Source organism: Pseudomonas sp. FW300-N2F2, from assembly GCF_017351655.1.
In the GTDB taxonomy this organism is placed as follows: domain Bacteria; phylum Pseudomonadota; class Gammaproteobacteria; order Pseudomonadales; family Pseudomonadaceae; genus Aquipseudomonas; species Aquipseudomonas fluorescens_AA.
Genome location: NZ_JACNDQ010000001.1, coordinates 757,835 through 775,424, shown reverse-complemented (window position 1 = coordinate 775,424; position 17,590 = coordinate 757,835). Strand labels below are relative to the sequence as shown.

At 60.8% G+C, this 17,590-nt stretch carries 19 protein-coding genes; 5 read left to right on the top strand and 14 right to left on the bottom strand.

Annotation, left to right across the window (positions count from 1 at the left end):
• Window positions 1-43 precede the first annotated feature (43 nt).
• The 8 genes from ruvB to J4E63_RS03535 form a co-directional block, all read right to left on the bottom strand.
• On the bottom strand, window positions 44-1,105 hold the full coding sequence (gene ruvB / locus J4E63_RS03570; protein ID WP_003178599.1) for a Holliday junction branch migration DNA helicase RuvB: 1,062 nt from the start codon (window positions 1,103-1,105) through the stop codon (window positions 44-46).
• Complete coding sequence (ruvA, locus tag J4E63_RS03565; RefSeq protein WP_053124616.1) at window positions 1,106-1,714, bottom strand: Holliday junction branch migration protein RuvA; 609 nt, start codon at window positions 1,712-1,714, stop codon at window positions 1,106-1,108.
• Window positions 1,715-1,828: 114 nt separating this feature from the next.
• A complete protein-coding gene (gene ruvC, locus J4E63_RS03560) occupies window positions 1,829-2,353 on the bottom strand; it encodes a crossover junction endodeoxyribonuclease RuvC (RefSeq protein WP_014339919.1) in 525 nt (174 codons plus the stop codon).
• Between the two features lie 152 nt (window positions 2,354-2,505).
• Entirely contained in the window at window positions 2,506-3,252 is a 747-nt protein-coding gene (locus tag J4E63_RS03555) for a YebC/PmpR family DNA-binding transcriptional regulator (RefSeq protein ID WP_192261150.1), read from the bottom strand.
• A 120-nt stretch (window positions 3,253-3,372) separates the two neighbouring features.
• Window positions 3,373-5,148 (bottom strand): aspartate--tRNA ligase, encoded by a 1,776-nt coding sequence (gene aspS, locus J4E63_RS03550; protein ID WP_060740899.1) that lies wholly within the window; start codon window positions 5,146-5,148, stop codon window positions 3,373-3,375.
• Between the two features lie 75 nt (window positions 5,149-5,223).
• Window positions 5,224-5,445 carry an FmdB family zinc ribbon protein gene (locus J4E63_RS03545; protein ID WP_003178589.1) on the bottom strand — a complete coding sequence of 74 codons (222 nt, stop codon included), beginning with the start codon at window positions 5,443-5,445 and terminating at the stop codon, window positions 5,224-5,226.
• Between the two features lie 156 nt (window positions 5,446-5,601).
• Window positions 5,602-5,943 (bottom strand): ribbon-helix-helix domain-containing protein, encoded by a 342-nt coding sequence (locus tag J4E63_RS03540; protein WP_060740898.1) that lies wholly within the window; start codon window positions 5,941-5,943, stop codon window positions 5,602-5,604.
• A 230-nt stretch (window positions 5,944-6,173) separates the two neighbouring features.
• Window positions 6,174-6,644, bottom strand: a complete 471-nt coding sequence (locus J4E63_RS03535) for a Dps family protein (protein ID WP_060740897.1) — start codon at window positions 6,642-6,644, stop codon at window positions 6,174-6,176.
• A 397-nt stretch (window positions 6,645-7,041) separates the two neighbouring features.
• On the opposite strand from J4E63_RS03535, the gene J4E63_RS31075 reads away from it, so the two are divergent.
• On the top strand, window positions 7,042-7,647 hold the full coding sequence (locus tag J4E63_RS31075; RefSeq protein WP_003205048.1) for a cold-shock protein: 606 nt from the start codon (window positions 7,042-7,044) through the stop codon (window positions 7,645-7,647).
• A 77-nt stretch (window positions 7,648-7,724) separates the two neighbouring features.
• Here the strand turns inward: J4E63_RS31075 and J4E63_RS03525 are convergent, their stop codons facing one another.
• Complete coding sequence (locus J4E63_RS03525; protein ID WP_207281147.1) at window positions 7,725-7,931, bottom strand: SlyX family protein; 207 nt, start codon at window positions 7,929-7,931, stop codon at window positions 7,725-7,727.
• A gap of 3 nt (window positions 7,932-7,934) precedes the next feature.
• A complete protein-coding gene (locus J4E63_RS03520; RefSeq protein WP_186706359.1) occupies window positions 7,935-8,360 on the bottom strand; it encodes an HIT domain-containing protein in 426 nt (141 codons plus the stop codon).
• Window positions 8,361-9,243: 883 nt separating this feature from the next.
• Here J4E63_RS03520 and J4E63_RS03515 point away from each other — a divergent pair.
• A complete protein-coding gene (locus J4E63_RS03515) occupies window positions 9,244-10,572 on the top strand; it encodes an OprD family porin (protein WP_207281146.1) in 1,329 nt (442 codons plus the stop codon).
• A 118-nt stretch (window positions 10,573-10,690) separates the two neighbouring features.
• Here the strand turns inward: J4E63_RS03515 and J4E63_RS03510 are convergent, their stop codons facing one another.
• Window positions 10,691-11,533: a mechanosensitive ion channel family protein gene (locus tag J4E63_RS03510; RefSeq protein ID WP_072348934.1), complete on the bottom strand. Its 843-nt coding sequence runs from the start codon at window positions 11,531-11,533 to the stop codon at window positions 10,691-10,693.
• An 84-nt stretch (window positions 11,534-11,617) separates the two neighbouring features.
• A complete protein-coding gene (locus tag J4E63_RS03505) occupies window positions 11,618-12,103 on the bottom strand; it encodes a YajQ family cyclic di-GMP-binding protein (RefSeq protein WP_060740892.1) in 486 nt (161 codons plus the stop codon).
• 142 nt (window positions 12,104-12,245) lie between these two features.
• Here J4E63_RS03505 and J4E63_RS03500 point away from each other — a divergent pair, with 142 nt between their 5' ends.
• Genes J4E63_RS03500 through J4E63_RS03490 form a run of 3 tightly spaced genes read left to right on the top strand, consistent with a single transcriptional unit; the run spans window position 12,246 to window position 15,830 of the window.
• Window positions 12,246-13,163, top strand: a complete 918-nt coding sequence (locus J4E63_RS03500; RefSeq protein WP_207281145.1) for a putative 2-dehydropantoate 2-reductase — start codon at window positions 12,246-12,248, stop codon at window positions 13,161-13,163.
• A gap of 46 nt (window positions 13,164-13,209) precedes the next feature.
• Window positions 13,210-15,246 carry a HAMP domain-containing sensor histidine kinase gene (locus J4E63_RS03495; RefSeq protein WP_207281144.1) on the top strand — a complete coding sequence of 679 codons (2,037 nt, stop codon included), beginning with the start codon at window positions 13,210-13,212 and terminating at the stop codon, window positions 15,244-15,246.
• Window positions 15,247-15,248: 2 nt separating this feature from the next.
• The gene (locus J4E63_RS03490; RefSeq protein ID WP_060740889.1) at window positions 15,249-15,830 is read left to right on the top strand and encodes a cob(I)yrinic acid a,c-diamide adenosyltransferase; all 582 of its coding nucleotides are present in this window, start codon (window positions 15,249-15,251) and stop codon (window positions 15,828-15,830) included.
• 101 nt (window positions 15,831-15,931) lie between these two features.
• Here J4E63_RS03490 and J4E63_RS03485 read toward each other — a convergent pair whose 3' ends face one another.
• Complete coding sequence (locus J4E63_RS03485) at window positions 15,932-16,876, bottom strand: Nudix family hydrolase (RefSeq protein ID WP_192261144.1); 945 nt, start codon at window positions 16,874-16,876, stop codon at window positions 15,932-15,934.
• The gene (locus tag J4E63_RS03480; RefSeq protein ID WP_207281143.1) at window positions 16,873-17,505 is read right to left on the bottom strand and encodes a glutathione S-transferase family protein; all 633 of its coding nucleotides are present in this window, start codon (window positions 17,503-17,505) and stop codon (window positions 16,873-16,875) included. Before J4E63_RS03480 ends, J4E63_RS03485 begins: the two co-directional genes overlap by 4 nt.
• Between the last annotated feature and the right edge of the window lie 85 nt (window positions 17,506-17,590).

Below are 17,590 nucleotides of genomic sequence, written 5' to 3'. Positions count from 1 at the left end.
TGGGACAGCACGAACCGGAAAAAAGTCGGCGTACAGAGCTCGTTCAATCGTCCACGGCATCGAGGAATTCGTCTACCACCGGCATCTCGCCCATTCGTGTCGGGATGTTTAAGCCAAAGTGCAGATAAGCATGGCGGGTCACCACGCGCCCGCGAGGCGTACGCATGATGTAGCCCTGTTGGATCAGGTACGGCTCCAGCACATCTTCAATGGTGTGACGCTCTTCGCTGATGGCCGCCGCCAGGCTGTCCACGCCCACCGGGCCACCGTCGAACTTCTCGATCATGGTCAGCAGCAGGCGCCGGTCCTGGTGGTCGAAACCACGCTCGTCGATGTCCAGCAGGTTCAGCGCCAGGTCGGCAATCGGCTTGGTGATGTGGCCCTTGGCCCGGACTTCGGCAAAATCCCGGACCCGGCGCAGCAAGCGGTTGGCGATCCGCGGCGTCCCCCGGGCACGCCGGGCGATCTCATAAGCACCGTCCGGGTCCAGTGGCAACCCGAGGATGCCCGCCGAACGGCTGACAATCGTCGCCAGGTCGGCGTTGTTGTAGAACTCCAGGCGCTGGACGATACCGAAACGGTCCCGCAGCGGGTTGGTCAGCATGCCAGCACGGGTGGTGGCACCCACCAGGGTGAAGGGTGGCAGGTCCAGCTTGATGGAGCGCGCCGCCGGCCCTTCGCCAATCATGATGTCGAGCTGGAAATCTTCCATGGCCGGGTACAGCACTTCCTCGACGATCGGCGACAACCGATGGATTTCGTCGATGAAGAGTACGTCATGGGGCTCAAGGTTGGTCAGCAACGCCGCCAGGTCGCCCGGCCGTTCAAGCACCGGCCCCGACGTGCTCTTGATCGAGACCCCCATTTCCTGGGCAATGATGTTGGCCAGGGTGGTCTTGCCCAGGCCCGGCGGGCCGAAGATCAAGGTGTGGTCCAGCGACTCGCTGCGCCCACGGGCCGCCTGGATGAACAGCTCCATCTGCTCGCGCACGGTCGGTTGGCCGATGTAGTCGGCCAGGCTGACAGGACGAATCGCGCGGTCCTGGATTTCCTCGCGGTCACGGGGGGCGCCCGTGGCGGCGATCAGACGGTCAGCTTCAATCACTTAAATCATTCCCTTCAGGGCACGGCGAATCATGTCTTCGGTGCTCAGGCCTTTTTCCTTGATGGCGGAAATCGCCTTGCTGGCCTCCTGCGGCTTGTAGCCCAGGGAGATCAGCGCAGTGACCGCATCGTTTTCGGCGCTGACCGCCGGCACCGGCGCGTCCGGCTGGTTCGGCACCAAGGCGAACATCGCCGGCACCGCCTCCCAGGCCTTGAAGCGGTCCTTGAGTTCGACCAGCAGGCGCTCGGCGGTTTTCTTGCCCACCCCCGGCACCTTGGTCAGCGCCGAGGTGTCCTGGGACTGCACACAGCGCACCAGTTCGTCGACTTCCAGGCTCGACATCAAGGCCAGGGCCAGTTTCGGACCAACGCCATTGAGACGGATCAACTCGCGGAAGAAATCCCGCTCGCGCTTGCCGACGAAACCATAGAGTAACTGCGCATCCTCGCGCACGACCAAATGGGTGTGCAGGGTCAGCGGCTCGCCGACCGACGGCAAGCGATACAGCGTGGTCATGGGCACTTCCAGCTCATAACCCAGGCCATTTACATCCAGAATCAGGTGCGGCGGCTGTTTTTCAGCCAGGGTGCCGCGCAAGCGTCCAATCACGTTTCAGATCCTTGGGTGTTGGCCAGCCCGCAGGCTGGCGAGTAACAGCCCGGGCAGGAAGGCCGACGACACAGGCGCAAGATGCTCGGGCTCACGAAGATTGCGCTGATGCTATCAGAGACGCAGGCGCCCGCCACGACTGCGTGCAGTCCCCAGGCCATGAGGCAACAGACTGGAACGGGTATGGGCATGGCAAATGGCGATGGCCAGGGCGTCGGAGGCGTCGATTTGCGGCTTGCTGACCAGCTTCAACAGGTGCATCACCATCATTTGCACCTGCTCCTTGTTCGCCGCCCCCGTGCCGACGACCGCCTGCTTGACCTGGGTCGCGGTGTACTCGGCGATCTCCAGGTTTTCCTCGGCGCCAGCCACGATGGCCGCGCCCCGGGCCTGCCCCAGCTTCAGGGCCGAATCGGCGTTGCGCGCCATGAAGACCCGTTCGATGCCCATGGTCACCGGGCCATAGGTCTGGATGACTTCGCGCACGCCGCGATAAACGATCTGCAAGCGCTCATGCAGCTCACCCGCACCGGTGCGGATGCAACCAGAGGCGACGTACACGCAGCCGCGCCCGGTATCGCGAACCACACCGTAGCCGGTGATGCGCGAACCTGGGTCGATACCAAGGATTAAAGTCATAGCGCCTGCGGTTTGAAGAGGATTTGACCAGACTTGTGGGAGCGAGCTTGCTCGCGATGGCGTCGGGTCAGCAAGCACAGTGTTGACTGAAGTATCGCTATCGCGAGCAAGCTCGCTCCCACATTGGCATTCGTGCAGTTAAATGGAAGCCATCAGCCCAGCTGTTCAGCCACCGATTCCGGAATATCGGCGTTGGAATAAACGTTTTGCACGTCATCCAGGTCTTCCAGCATGTCGATCAGCTTGAGCACCTTCTCGGCACCTTCCAGGTCCAGTTCGGCACTGGTGGTCGGCTGCATGACGATTTCCGCGTCGGCGGCCTTGAAACCGGCCGCCTCCAGGGCATTGCGCACGGCATAGAAGCTGGCGAACGACGTGAACACGTCGAACGAGCCGTCTTCATGGCTGACCACGTCATCGGCGTCGGCCTCCAGGGCCGCTTCCGTCAGGGCATCTTCATCGAGGCCCGGGGCGAAGCTGATTTGCCCCTTGCGCTCGAACAGATAGGCCACCGAGCCGTCGGTGCCCAGGTTGCCACCGCATTTGCTGAACGCGTGACGTACGGCGGCAGCGGTACGGTTGCGGTTGTCGGTCATGCATTCGACCATCACCGCCACGCCGCCCGGGCCATACCCTTCGTAGGTCAGTTCTTCAACGTTGTCGGCCTCGGTCGCACCCGCGCCACGGGCGATGGCCCGGTCGATGATGTCGCGGCTCATGTTGGCACCCAAGGCCTTGTCCAGGGCCAGGCGCAGACGCGGGTTGGAACCCGGATCGCCGCCACCCTGGCGGGCCGCGACCGTCAGCTCACGGATCCACTTGGTGAAGATCTTGCCTCTCTTGGCATCCTGACGTTCTTTGCGGTGCTTGATGTTCGCCCACTTGGAATGACCTGCCATAACTCGCTCCGTTTCTCTTTGGAACATTGCCCGCCCTGCGCGTGGGCAGTGGCCGGCAATCAGAAATATCGACCCCAATGAAAAGGCGCATCCGAAGATGCGCCCTCTCAGGTGCCAGCCTTACTCAGCCTTTGGCTGTTCACGCAGACGGATGTGCAACTCGCGCAACGCCTTGGCGTCCACCACGCCCGGCGCCTGGGTCATGACATCGGCCGCGCTCTGGGTTTTCGGGAACGCGATCACTTCACGGATCGACTGGGCGCCGGTCATCAGCATCACCAGGCGGTCCAGGCCGAAGGCCAGGCCACCATGGGGCGGTGCACCGTATTTCAGCGCGTCCAGCAGGAAGCCGAACTTCTCTTCCTGCTCGGCTTCGTTGATGCCCAGCAGGCGGAACACCGCCTGTTGCATTTCCTTGCGATGGATACGGATCGAACCGCCACCCAGCTCGGTACCGTTCAGGACCATGTCGTAGGCACGCGACAGAGCGGTGGCCGGGTTGGCCTCCAGCTCTTGCGGCGAACACTTCGGCGCGGTGAACGGGTGGTGCAGCGCGGAGAAGCTGCCGTCATCGTTTTCTTCGAACATCGGGAAGTCAACGACCCACATCGGTGCCCACTCGCAAGTCAGCAGATTCAGGTCGTGGCCCAGCTTGATGCGCAGCGCGCCCAGGGCTTCGCTGACGATCTTGGCCTTGTCGGCGCCGAAGAACACGATGTCGCCGTCAACCGCACCCACGCGATCGAGGATCACATTGAGGTTGGCTTCCGGAATGTTTTTCACGATGGGCGATTGCAGGCCATCGACACCGGCGGCGCGCTCGTTGACCTTGATGTACGCCAGGCCCTTGGCACCGTAGATACCGACGAACTTGGTGTAATCGTCGATCTGCTTGCGCGGCATGCTGGCGCCGCCTGGAACACGCAGGGCCGCGATACGGCATTTCGGGTCATTGGCCGGGCCGCTGAACACCTTGAACTCGACGTCCTTGAGCTGATCGGCCACGTCCACCAGCTCCAGCGGGTTACGCAGGTCCGGCTTGTCGGAACCGTAGCGGCGCATGGCCTCTTCGAAGGTCATGTGCGGGAACTCGCCGAATTCCAGACCCAACACTTCCTTGAACAGGTTGCGGATCATGCCTTCGGTCAGGCCCATGATGTCTTTTTCGTCGAGGAAGCTGGTCTCGATGTCGATCTGAGTGAACTCAGGCTGACGGTCGGCACGCAGGTCTTCGTCGCGGAAGCACTTGGCGATCTGGTAGTAGCGATCGAACCCGGCCACCATCAGCAGTTGCTTGAACAGCTGTGGCGACTGCGGCAGGGCGAAGAAGCTACCGGGGTGGGTACGGCTCGGCACCAGGTAGTCGCGGGCGCCTTCCGGCGTGGCGCGGGTCAGGATCGGCGTCTCGACGTCGAGGAAGCCGTTTTCGTCCAGGTAACGACGGATGCTGGTGGTCATGCGCGAACGCAGGCGCAGCTTCTCGGCCATTTCCGGGCGACGCAGGTCGATGAAGCGGTAGCGCAGGCGGGTTTCCTCGCCCACGTCGGAGTATTCGTTGAGTGGGAACGGCGGGGTTTCCGACTCGTTGAGCACTTCCAGCTCGTAGCCCAGCACTTCGATCATGCCCGACGCCATGTTGGCGTTGCCGGCGCCGGCCGGGCGCAGGCGCACCTTGCCGGTGATCTTGACGACGTATTCGCTGCGCACGCGGTCGGCGGTGGCGAAGGTTTCAGCGCGGTCCGGATCGAACACCACCTGGGCCAGGCCTTCACGATCACGGATATCGAGGAAAATCACCCCGCCATGGTCACGGCGACGATGGACCCATCCGCAAAGAGTAACTTCCTGACCTTCCAGGCTTTCGTTCAGTTGGCCGCAATAATGGCTGCGCATCATGGTAGTGGTTTCACTTCTCGTAATTCGACATTCGGTTGGAGGCCCTGCCCGTGCAAGAACTCGCGCGTATTCAACTCAATCAGCTTTGTCGCCACCGGCCAGGTTCTTCTTGGCGCCGGTCTTGAAGTCGGTTTCATACCAGCCCGTGCCGCCGAGGCGGAAACCAGGCATGGAGAGCATCTTTTTCAGTTCCGGCGCCTGGCAGGCAGGGCAGTCGACCAGCGGTGCCGCGCTGATCTTTTGAATGGCTTCCATCTGATGACCACAGGAAGCACATTGATAGTCGTACATCGGCATGGGGTTGTCTCGGCGATCAGGTTACACGCGCAAAGGCGGGGCTTTGCGGCAAAGAGCGGGATTATATCCATTAAATGCGGCCTGTGCAGCCGTAAGACCGCACAGTCATTGCCAAGCAGAAGATCAAGATCAAGAGATCGCAGCCTTCGGCAGCGCCTACGCCGCACCATGATCCATCCCGGTTTCCTTCAAACTGTGCACCACGCAGACCACGCGCACCAGCCCGCTGAAATTGCGCACCCCGCCATGGCGCAGGTGCACTTCCCTGTCCACATGGGACAGCAACGTGCTGATGGAGCAGCGGTTGAGCTCGGCCATGTCACCGAGGATATCCCAATAGACCTGTTCCAGCCGCAGACAGGTGGCGAACCCGTTCAGGCGAATGGATCGGGCCAAGGGCCGGGCCAGTTGCATATCGAACCCCCGGATGAACGGGTCGACGCTGATGGGCTGAAAACGCCCCAGTCGCCCTTCCCCGGGTTCTTTTCCTTGAATCATACCGTTGACACTCCTTTGCCATACGAGCCTCTGGGTTGGAACAACCCATCTGTGGCTCTATGGAAGCTCAACGGCATCGCCAGTTCCAGACGACTTTATGACCATGGACGTAGGACAAGCCAACAGCAGGCCGGCGATGAATTACGCCGTCCTACACCCAGCGTGCAGGCGATATCGCCCTTGTGGCGAGGGAGCTTGCTCCCTCGCCACAACATACAACGCGCGCGCTATTAGTTTTCCAACAGCGCCCGCAGCATCCACGCGGTCTTTTCGTGAACCTGCATGCGCTGGGTCAGCAGGTCGGCCGTGGGCTCGTCGCTGACCTTGTCCAATAAAGGAAAGATGCCACGGGCCGTACGCGTCACCGCTTCCTGGCCCTCGACCAGTTGCCGGATCATGTCTTCGGCAGCCGGCACGCCTTCCTCTTCCTTAATAGAGGACAGGCGTGCATACACCGAGTAGGCACCCGGGGCCGGGAAGCCAAGGGCGCGGATTCGCTCGGCAATCAGGTCCACCGCCAGGGCCAGCTCGTTGTATTGCTCCTCGAACATCAGGTGCAGGGTCCGAAACATCGGCCCGGTGACGTTCCAGTGGAAATTGTGGGTCTTGAGATACAGTACGTAGGTATCCGACAGCAGGCGCGAAAGCCCGTCGACGATGGACTTGCGGTCTTCTTCACTGATACCGATATCAATTGCCATGGGGGTTGATCTCCTTAGGGTGATGAATTCGACAACGGCCCTAACCACTCTAGTGGTTCTGGCCGCCTACGGCCTGCGACAGATTGCCAGCCCTGCAGAACCGACAAGCCAAGGCAGCCGACGGTTCCGACACCTGGGAAATTCAACGCCGCTTGCCTGGTGCATTCAAGCAGTCACGGGGCTTTTCTGGCCGACGAACAGCGCGGTGCGCGCCCGTAACGGGTTTGAGAAGGCCCGAGCTTTGCTGTTAAATAGGCAGTGTGTCGCTACGCTTAATTTTCCCGGGCGTAACGCATAGGCTGATTCGGATACGTGTCCAACGCCTCTCATTGTTTCGAAGCGAACCGTGCCCGACCCGCTCTTCCTTGTGATCTGTCTTAACCGTGAGCCAATCAAAATGTTGAAAATCGTCCACTTGCTAATGGGCGCAGCTGCCCTGCTGCTGTCCTTCATCCCTAGCCTGGGTTCCGAAGCCACACCTTACCTGCAACACCCCGATGCACTGTACCTGGCCTTTTTCGGCCTGCTCAACCTGACCCTTGCCCCCGTCATCCCTTACTGGAACAAAGGTCCACGTCACCAACTGCAAAACCTTGTCAGCGCCTTGCTGGTGCTGGCCGTTGCCCTGCAAACCCTGGCCCTGCTGGCACCCATGCCGGAAATCGGCGGTCAACCGGCCATTCTGTTCAGCCTGGGCGCGGCACTGCTCGCCGTGGCACTGCACCTGGCCGTCAGCTTCTACAAGAAGTCGTCGCCGGCCGCCGCGGCACAGAACTACGACATGTCCAACCGCGATACCGGCACGGTGAAGTGGTTCAACACGTCCAAAGGGTTCGGCTTCATTTCCCGCGACTCCGGCGATGACATTTTCGTGCATTTCCGGGCCATTCGTGGCGAAGGCCATCGCGTCCTGGTGGAAGGCCAGCGCGTGGAATTCTCCGTGATGAACCGCGACAAGGGCCTGCAGGCCGAAGACGTGATCGCTGCGCTGCCGCGCCGCTGATCCAAGCGTAAAAAAACCGCGATGCAGCCTGGCTGCTCGCGGTTTTTTATTACCCGTCAAACGGCAATCGGGCCGCATCAGTAGTGAGGCGGCCGCGCCTCTTCTTCGAACGATTCGAATTGACCCGCCATTTCTTCCTGGCGCTTGAGCAACGCCGCCATCTGCAGCTGCAGACGCTCGACAACCCGCTGCTGCGCCACCAGCACATCATTCAATGCCTGGATGGTGTCATCCTGAAACGCCAGGCGGCTTTCCAGATCGGTTACGCGTTCTTCAAGGCTCATGGTTCAGCCCTCCAGAAACTTGAAATCATCGGCCAGGGCCACTCGCAACCGTTCGCGAATGGCCGCGACCTGCCCTGCATTATAAGGCTGGGCCGGGTGCTTGCCCCAGACCGGCGCAGGCCAGGCGGCATCATCACGCTTGCGCACGATGACATGCATGTGCAATTGACTGACGACGTTACCTAAGGTTGCAACGTTCATCTTGTCGGCATCGAACGAATCCTTGAGGGTTTCGGCCAGCGCCGTGGTTTCTTTCCACAGCTGTAATTGATCGATGTCATCCAACTGAAACAATTCACTGATATTTTCTCGCCGCGGCACGAGGATGAACCACGGGTAATTGGCGTCGTTGGACAAGAGCAAACGGCACAACGGGAAATCACCAATGGGCAATGTGTCTTGTTGCAGTCGTGGATCTAAGGCAAACACCGCGCGTACTCCTCGTTATCGATTCTGCCCGGCTCAGCGACCCGCAGGCCTGCATCGGACACAGATGCGCAGCATACCCGCGAACGCCGGATCGATCACTGCGTACCGTCCCGATGTCCGCGCCTTCGAATGTTTTTTTTCAACGCCGGAGCAGCAACCCGTGCAAGCGGACGCACCAACACAGCGCAGCGGCACGACACAGTCCCGAGAGATCCGTGCCAGGGCCCAGGCAAAGCCTCGACGCTGTAAGATTTTCGTACAACCTGAAAATTTTTTGCACCAAAACAGCACAGTGCGTCTACGCTCAGTGCACAAAGCATCCGTGATTTACTCACTGGGCAGGGTGAACCGGTAACGTTTTTGGTTGTCTCGGCGAATTTATCGACGCCAAACACGGGAGCCCACACGAGTCAACCCTATTTAAAACAAGGCCTTTGGAGCCCGGTTTCATGAGGTTTCACCGCGTCAACCGATGAAATGTGAAAAAAATGTAAACGAAATTCGAGTTTGAGCATGCTTGTTGCATTCATACTCGCACTGTCCAAAGGGCTCGCCGGAAGCGGGACCCTGCCGACATACAAATTTAAAGTGGCAAGGCTGCCCACAGGAGCTTCAAGCGCGGTAATGACGGACTCTTTACACCGATGCCGGAAAGAAAAAACAACATTAAAGTTGTGAATACGGTTGCGTCGGAACAGCTGAAATGCGACATGGATCGAGCCATTGGCGACATGGTCGTAAAGAAGCTGAAAGGTTGAATGGGCAAGTATCGCCAAAGAATGTCGGCGTGATATAAGTTTGCGCCGACACAAAAAGAAAGAGCCGCCCAGATAATAAAACAGGTGGGACGGCAGTACTCTTAAAACCAAAGGAGCAAATCACGATGCGCGTGATGAAGTGGAGCATGATCGCACTGGCCGTTGCTGCAGCAGCCAGTACTCAAATGGCCTCGGCCGCACCTTTTGTAAGTGACCAAGCTGAAGCCAAAGGCTTTGTTGAAGATGCCAGCGCCAAACTGCTGCTGCGCAACTACTACTTCAACCGTGACCGCAAAGACGGCGCTACCGACCAGAAAGACTGGACCCAGGGTATCTGGGGTAACTTCAACTCCGGTTACACCCAAGGCACCGTAGGCGTCGGTATCGATGCATTCGGTTATCTGGCGGTCAAACTGGACGGCGGCGATGGCACTGGCGGCACTGGCAACATGAGCCGCGATGCCGATGGCGAAGTCAACGACAGCCAAGGTAAAGCCGGCGCAGCCATCAAGTTCCGCGTCTCCAAGACCGAGCTGAAAATCGGCGACCAACAGCCAAGCACTGCTCCAGTGTTCGCTGTAGGTGGTTCCCGCGTCCTGCCTCAAACTGCCAGCGGTTTCCAACTGCAGAGCAGCGAAGTCAAAGACCTCGACCTCGAAGCCGGTCACTTCTACTCGGCGACCAGCCAGGACCGCAACGCCCGTAACGGCGGCCTGTTTGCAACCTACGCTGGCGTAGAAGCCAACACCATCGACTACGCTGGTGGCAAATACTCGTTCAGCGACAACCTGAGCGCATCGGTATACGGCGCCCAGTTGGAAGACATCTGGAACCAGTACTACGGTAACCTGAACTACACCATCCCAATGGGTGGCGATCAGTCGCTGAACCTGGACGGTAACATCTACCGCACCACCGACACCGGCAGCTCCAAGGCCGGCGACATCAGCAACACCGCGTTCTCCCTGGCAGCTGCTTTCTCGTTCCTGAAAGCGCACACCGTCACCGTTGCCTTCCAGAAAATCAACGGCGACACACCGTTCGACTACATTGGTGTGGGCACGAACAACCGTGGCGGCGACTCGATCTTCCTCGCCAACTCCATCCAGTACTCCGACTTCAACGCTCCTAACGAGAAATCTGCCCAGATCCGTTACGACATCAAGATGGCTGAGTACGGCGTTCCTGGTCTGAGCTTCATGACTCGTTACGTTAAAGGTTGGGACATCGACGGCACCAACACACCTGCTGGCAGCCCTTACGCTGGCCTGTACGGTGAAGACGGCAAGCACAACGAAACCAACTTCGAAGCCAAGTACGTTGTTCAGTCTGGCCCGGCAAAAGATCTTTCCTTCCGTGTTCGTCAAGCCTGGCACTACGCTAACGCTGACGAAGGTGAAGGCGACGTCAAAGAGTTCCGCCTGATCGTCGACTACCCGATTTCGGTTCTGTAATTGCCGAAAGTCTGTTTGCGGTAATCAAAAAAAGGCCCATCTTCGGATGGGCCTTTTTTATTGGATCAACTTTTTACGCAAGGCCTGACTTGAAGGTCAGACAATAATCGATCGAGCATTACGCCGATGTCGATTCCTGAACGACCCGAATCACGCGTTGTGGAAACGGAATATCAATGCCCGCGTCCTTCAAGCGATCCCGCGCTTGTTCATTGAGCATGAACATCACGCTCCAATAATCCGCGGTCTTCACCCAGATACGCAGCGACACCGTGATGGAACTGTCGCCCAAGGTGGAAATCACCGCTTCAGGTGCCGGATCCGCCAGCACACGCTCATCCTTGGCCAGCTCCAGCAACACTTCCCGGGCCTTTTGCAGGTCAGCCTGGTAATCCACGCCGACATCAAACACGACCTTGCGGGTCGGCTGGCGGTTGGTGTTGGTGATGATGCCGTTCGAGAGATTGCCGTTGGGCACGATGACGGTCTTGTTGTCACCGGTGCGCAACACGGTGTGGAAGATCTGGATGCTGTCGACCGTACCGGCCACACCTTGGGCTTCGATCCAGTCACCGATGCGGAACGGGCGGAACAGCAGGATCAACACGCCACCGGCGAAGTTCGCCAGGCTGCCTTGCAGGGCCAGGCCAATCGCCAGGCCGGCGGCACCAATGGCGGCGACGAACGAAGTGGTTTCCACGCCGATCATCGAAGCGACGCTGACGATCAACAGTATTTTCAAAATGATGTTGGCCAGGGTACTGATGAACCCTTGCAGCGCCAGGTCGGCGTTACGCAGGGCCAGCAGCGCACCCAGTTTCTGCGTCACTTTGTTGATCAACCACCAGCCGATGGCCAGGGTGATAACCGCCAGCAGCACGCGGCTGCCGTACTCCATGATCATGGGGATCCAGGTCTGGGAAGCCTTGACCAGGTTGTCCACTTCAGCATTCAAGTCCATCTCTCTCTCCTTATTCCTGTTGCACGCAGCATTGTGGCGAGGGAGCTTGCTCCCTCGCCACAGGGTCTTAATACAACTGAAGTATCAGTCGCGGAAGTTATTGAATTGCAGGGGCATGCCGAATTCTTTGCCGCGCAAGGCCGCAATGGCTTCCTGCAAGTCGTCACGCTTCTTGCCGGTAACCCGCACCTGCTCGCCCTGGATGGCGGCTTGCACCTTGAGCTTGGCGTCCTTGATATGAGCGACGATCTTCTTCGCCAGCTCCTTGTCGATGCCTTCCTTGAGCACGGCTTCCTGCTTCATCAGCTTGCCCGAGGCATAGGCGTCCTTGACCTCGAGGCACTGCACATCGATCTTGCGCTTGACCAGCGCCAGCTTGAGGATCTCGATCATCGCCTCGAGCTGGAACTCGGCCTCGGCGGTCAGGTTCACGGTCAGGTCTTTTTCCTTGAACTCGAAACTGCCCTTGCCCTTGAGGTCATAACGACGGTCGAGTTCCTTGACGGCGTTTTCAACCGCGTTGGTGACTTCGTGTTTGTCCAGTTCGGATACCACGTCGAATGACGGCATGTAGTGTTCTCCAAATAAAAAGGCGCGCCAGTATCAACGGCGCGCGCTTGGCTTGTGGTTAAAATCGGGCTCATTATAACGGCTCTTTTCCTGCCGACACTGCGAGCCCTCAGATGCCTGCGCCAATCCGAGTAAAAAACTGATGTCGACCACCTGGCATGTCCTCGGGGCCGGCAGTCTCGGCACGTTGTGGGCCACGCGCCTGGCCCGGGCCGGGTTGCCGGTGCGGCTGGTGCTGCGCAACGAAGCGCGCCTGCAAGCCTACCGCGGCGCCGCAGGCCTGACGCTGGTGGAACAAGGCCAGGCGCAGTGCTACCCGGTGCCGGGCGAAACGGCGGACAGCCCGGAGCCGATCAGGCGCCTGCTGCTGGCTTGCAAGGCCTACGACGCGGAAGCGGCGGTGACCTCGGTGGCCCATCGCCTGGGCGCCGAATCGGAACTGATCCTGTTGCAGAACGGCCTCGGCAGCCAGGACGCAGTGGCCAATTGTGTGCCCCAGGCTCGTTGCATCAGCGCCTCCAGCACCGAAGGCGCGTTCCGCGACGGTGACTGGCGCGTCGTGTTCGCCGGCCACGGCTACACCTGGTTGGGCGACCCGGCCCACCCGGTGGCGCCGTTCTGGTTGGACGACCTGGCCGCCGCCGGCATCCCCCACGAATGGAGCGCCGACATCCTCACCCGCCTCTGGCGCAAGCTGGCACTCAACTGTGCAATCAATCCACTGACCGTGCTGCATCACTGCAAGAACGGCGGCCTGCTGGAACACCACTGCGAAGTGGCGACCTTGTGCGCGGAGCTCACGGATGTGCTCGAACGGTGCGGCCAGCCCGCGGCGGCCGAGGATTTGCAGCCGGAGGTCGAACGGGTGATCCAGGCCACGGCCGCCAATTACTCCTCGATGTACCAGGATGTAGCCAATCGGCGTCGTACCGAAATCAGTTATTTGCTCGGTTACGCCTGCAAGGTTGCCCAGCGCCATGAGCTGACCGTGCCGCACCTGGAACAACTGCGCCAACGACTGATTGCCCACTTGGGCAACCTCGGATTGCCCAGCGACTGAGCAGCGGCTACGCTGGCCCTCGTGTTCCTTCTTAGCGACGAGTCTGATGCCATTGCGCCAGCGCCTTGAAAACCTCCCGGTCGGCCAAAAACTGTTGGCCGCCCTGTTGGTGTTGTTGACCACTGTCCTGCTGGTGGCCAACCTGACCTTTATCAGCGCCGCCTACTACATCTCCCAGGAAAGCATGGCGCCCCAGGCCCTGCAGACCATTGGCCGACTGATCGCCAACCCGAGCCTGATCTCTGACGCCCTGCAATCGCCACAAAGTGCCCAGCGCCTGCTCGACGAGCTCAACAGCTATGCACCGCTGCGAGCGGCGGCGTTGTACGACGGCCAGGGCGATCGCCTGGCACAGCTGCAACAGGGCGAAAAGCTCAAGCTGCCGGACCATTTCCGCAACATACAAGCCTGGCAAGCGAGCGAGTTCCGCAGCAACCAGGTCATTACCCTGCCCCGCCCCGGCACGACGCCTGGCCATCTGTTGCTGGTGGCCAGCAGCGAATTGCCGACCGCGTTCTACACCGGCACCCTGACCGCCAGCCTCGGCATTCTGATTTTCAGCGTGTTGCTGTGGCTGATCATTGCCCAACAGATCAAACGCCTGATCACCCAACCGATTCATCAACTCGAAGAACTGTCCCGCCAGGTCACCCGCGAGGAGAACTATGCCTTGCGCGCCGCACGGGGCAACCACGATGAGATCGGCAGCCTGGCCGAGGCATTCAATACCATGCTCTCGCGGATCGAAGCCCGGGAGCAGCAACTCAAGCGCGCGCGGGACGACTCCCAGGCCGCCTACGACCAGGCCCAGGGGCTGGCGGAAGAGACCCGCCATACCAATCGCAAGCTGGAGCTGGAAGTCCAGGTGCGCAGCAAGATCGAGAAAAAACTCACGGGCTTCCAGAACTACCTCAACAGCATCATCGACTCCATGCCGTCGGCCCTGATCGCCCTCGACGAGCAACTCTACGTCACCCAATGGAACCAGGAAGCCAGCGCCCTCTCCGGCACGCGACTGGACGAGGCCCTGAACCAACCGATCTTCCTCGCCTTCGAACCGCTCAAGCCGTACCTGCCCCAGCTCAAGCAGACCGTCGAGCAACATACGGTGGCCAAGATCGAACGCGTCACCTGGACCAAGGACGACGAGGCCCGGCATTACGCCCTGACCTTCTATCCGCTGATGGGCGGCGCCGGGCGGGGCGTGGTGATCCGCATCGACGACATCACCCAGCGCCTGTCGCTGGAGGAAATGATGGTGCAATCGGAAAAAATGCTCTCGGTCGGCGGCCTCGCGGCGGGCATGGCCCATGAGATCAACAACCCCCTGGGCGCCATCCTGCACAACGTGCAGAACATCCGCCGACGCTTGTCACCGGAACTGCCGAAGAACCTTGAACAGGCCGAACAATTGGGTATCGAGTTGCAGGAGGTCAATCGTTACCTCCAGGGCCGGGAAATCCCACAATTGCTCGACGGCATCCAGCAAGCCGGCGCCCGGGCGGCGAAAATCGTCACCCACATGCTCAGCTTCAGCCGACGCAGCACGCGGCAGATGGCGCCCTGCGACCTGCCGGCGCTGATCGACCAGGCGGTGGAAATCGCCGGTAATGACTTCGACCTGGCGATCGGCTTCGACTTCAAGGGCCAGGCGATCATCCGTCAGTTCGACCCGAACCTGGGCCCGGTGCCCGGCACGGCCAACGAACTGGAACAAGTGCTGCTCAACCTGCTGAAAAACGCCGCCCAGGCGATTCACCAACGCCAGGACGACAGCGAACCCGGGCGCATTATCCTGCGTACGCGGTTGAATCCGCCGTGGGCGGAAATCCAGGTCGAGGACAATGGCATCGGCATGAGCGAGAACGTGCGCAAGCGCACCTTCGAACCCTTCTTCACCACCAAGGAGATCGGCCAGGGCACCGGCCTTGGGCTGTCGGTCTCGTATTTCATCATCACCAACAACCACAAGGGCCAGATGGAAGTGCAGTCGGCGCCAGGCCAAGGCACCTGCTTCACCTTGCGCCTGCCCCTGACGGGCCCCTCGATGGTGGCGCAGGAAAACAAACAACTGGAGCGTTGAGCATGGGTTTTCGCCTGTCGAAGATTTACACCCGCACCGGTGACAAAGGTGAAACCGGGTTGGGCGATGGTCGCCGCGTGGCAAAGGACCACCCACGGGTCGAGGCCATCGGCGAAGTGGACACGCTGAACAGCCAATTGGGCTTGTTGCTGGCCGGGCTCGCCGCCGAAACGGCCCGGTACCCGGCGCTGAAGGAAGTCAGCGACGTGCTGGAGCCTTGTCAGCATCGATTGTTCGACCTGGGCGGTGAGCTGGCGATGCCGGCCTACCAAGCCTTGAACGTGGCGGAAATCGAGCGGCTGGAAGCGGCGATCGATGTGTGGAACGAGGAATTGGGGCCACTGGAAAACTTCATCCTGCCCGGTGGCTCGACGCTGATCGCCCAGGCCCACGTCTGTCGCAGCCTGGCCCGCAGCGCCGAGCGGCGTTGCCAGCAATTGAACGCGGTGGAGCCGCTGGCGGGGCCGGGGTTGGCCTACATCAATCGGTTGTCGGATCTGTTGTTCGTGGCGGCGCGGGTCATTGCCCGGCGGCAGGGAGTGGCGGAGGTGCTGTGGGAGGCGGCGGCCAAGCCTGGGGGCTGAATGGTTCTTGAGGCCGCCATCGCGAGCAAGCTCGCTCCCACACGGGATCTCCCTGTGGGAGCGAGCTTGCTCGCGATGGCATCAGCAGCCACACCACAGAATCATGCCTCAGGCCAAAACGCCCGAATCCCCGCCACACCCTGGGCCCCGGCCTCCCAGGCCTTTTGCCGCTCTCCAGGCCCGACCCCGCCCAACAGATAGACCGGCCGGTCGAAGCCATCGATCAACCGCGCCGCCTCTGCCCAACCCAACGGCTGTGCATCGGGATGGGTCTGGGTCGGCTGCACCGGCGAAAGCGTGACGAAGTCCACGTCCATTCGCTGTGCCAGGGACAGCTCCTCGGCGTTATGGCAGGAAGCCGCCAGCCAGCGGTCCTTGCCGAACGGTCGACCGGCCGCGGCATGTTTGCGCAGTTGCGCGGCGGTAATGTGCCAGCCAGCGGAAGGAAAATCCCCCAGCCACTCGAACGGCCCCTTGAGCATCAGTTGGGCCTTGCCGGCACACAACCCCGCCGCATCCACCGCCAGGTCGCGGTATTGCGGATCGTAGCCGTTGGGCGCGCGTAGCTGGACCAACTTGATCCCGCCGGCAATCGCCTTCTGCATGCCGCGCAGCAAGGCCGGCGTCTCAAGGCCTTCCGGGGTGATCAGGTATTCACCCGGCAAACGGGCCGCCGCGACGATGGGCTGATTGGCCGCCGGGAACTCATGGTTCGTCAGGTCGCGGGCCGTCACCCAGGCCAACGGCTGCCCTTCGGCGCCATGGGGCTCGCCGGTGAACGCCGAGACTTCCCAGACATCCAGCAACACCTGCTTGTCCGGGTAATCGTGACGCACCTTGATCAACGGCCGGGCGGCGTCGACGACAATGCCCAGCTCTTCGTGAAGTTCACGGGCCAGGGCGGTTTCGACGGATTCGCCGGCCTCGACCTTGCCGCCAGGAAACTCCCACAGGCCGCCCTGGTGCTGGGTGTCGGCCCGTCGGGCGATCAGAATTTTGCCGGCGGCATCGCGGATGACCGCTGCCGCCACATGGACTCGTTTCACCGCGCAGTGTCCTCCAGGCCAGCCTGTTGCCACGCCTTGAACGCTGACCATTGATATAGGGTTTCGACGTAGGCCTCATCGACCTCGGACAGTTTCACCTGATAAGTGCGCAAGCGCACGGCAACAGGGGCAAAAAACGCGTCGGCCAGGCTGACGCGGCCAAACAGGTAGGGACCGGCCTCGGTCGCCGCGGCACGGCATTCGGCCCACAGCGCCAGCATCCGCTCGATTTCCACTTGGACATCAGCCGGCATGGGCGACAGCGGTGCATCGCGCAGCAGGTCAAACGGCATGTGGCTGCGGATGGCGAAAAACCCGCTGTGCATTTGCGCACAGGCCGAGCGTGCCTGGGCCCGGGCGGCCACATCCTTGGGCCAGAGACCGGCCTGCGGGAACTGTTCGGCCAGGTACTCGGCAATCGCCAGGGAATCAGCGATCACACCGAATTCGGTCTTGAGCAATGGGACCTTGGCCGTGGCCGAGTACTTGAGCAGCTTTTCGCGGGTGTCGGGCTGGTCGAGTCTGACCAGTTCTTCGGTGTACTTCGCGCCGGTCAGCGCCAGGGCGAGCGCGCCGCGCAGGGACCAGGAAGAAATGCGCTGGTCGCCGATGATCAGGTGCAGGCTCATGTCTGGATTCCTTTCTTGTGATTTTGTAGGGGCTGTACTGGCGCCATCGCGAGCAAGCTCGCTCCCACAGGGTATTGCCCGCAAA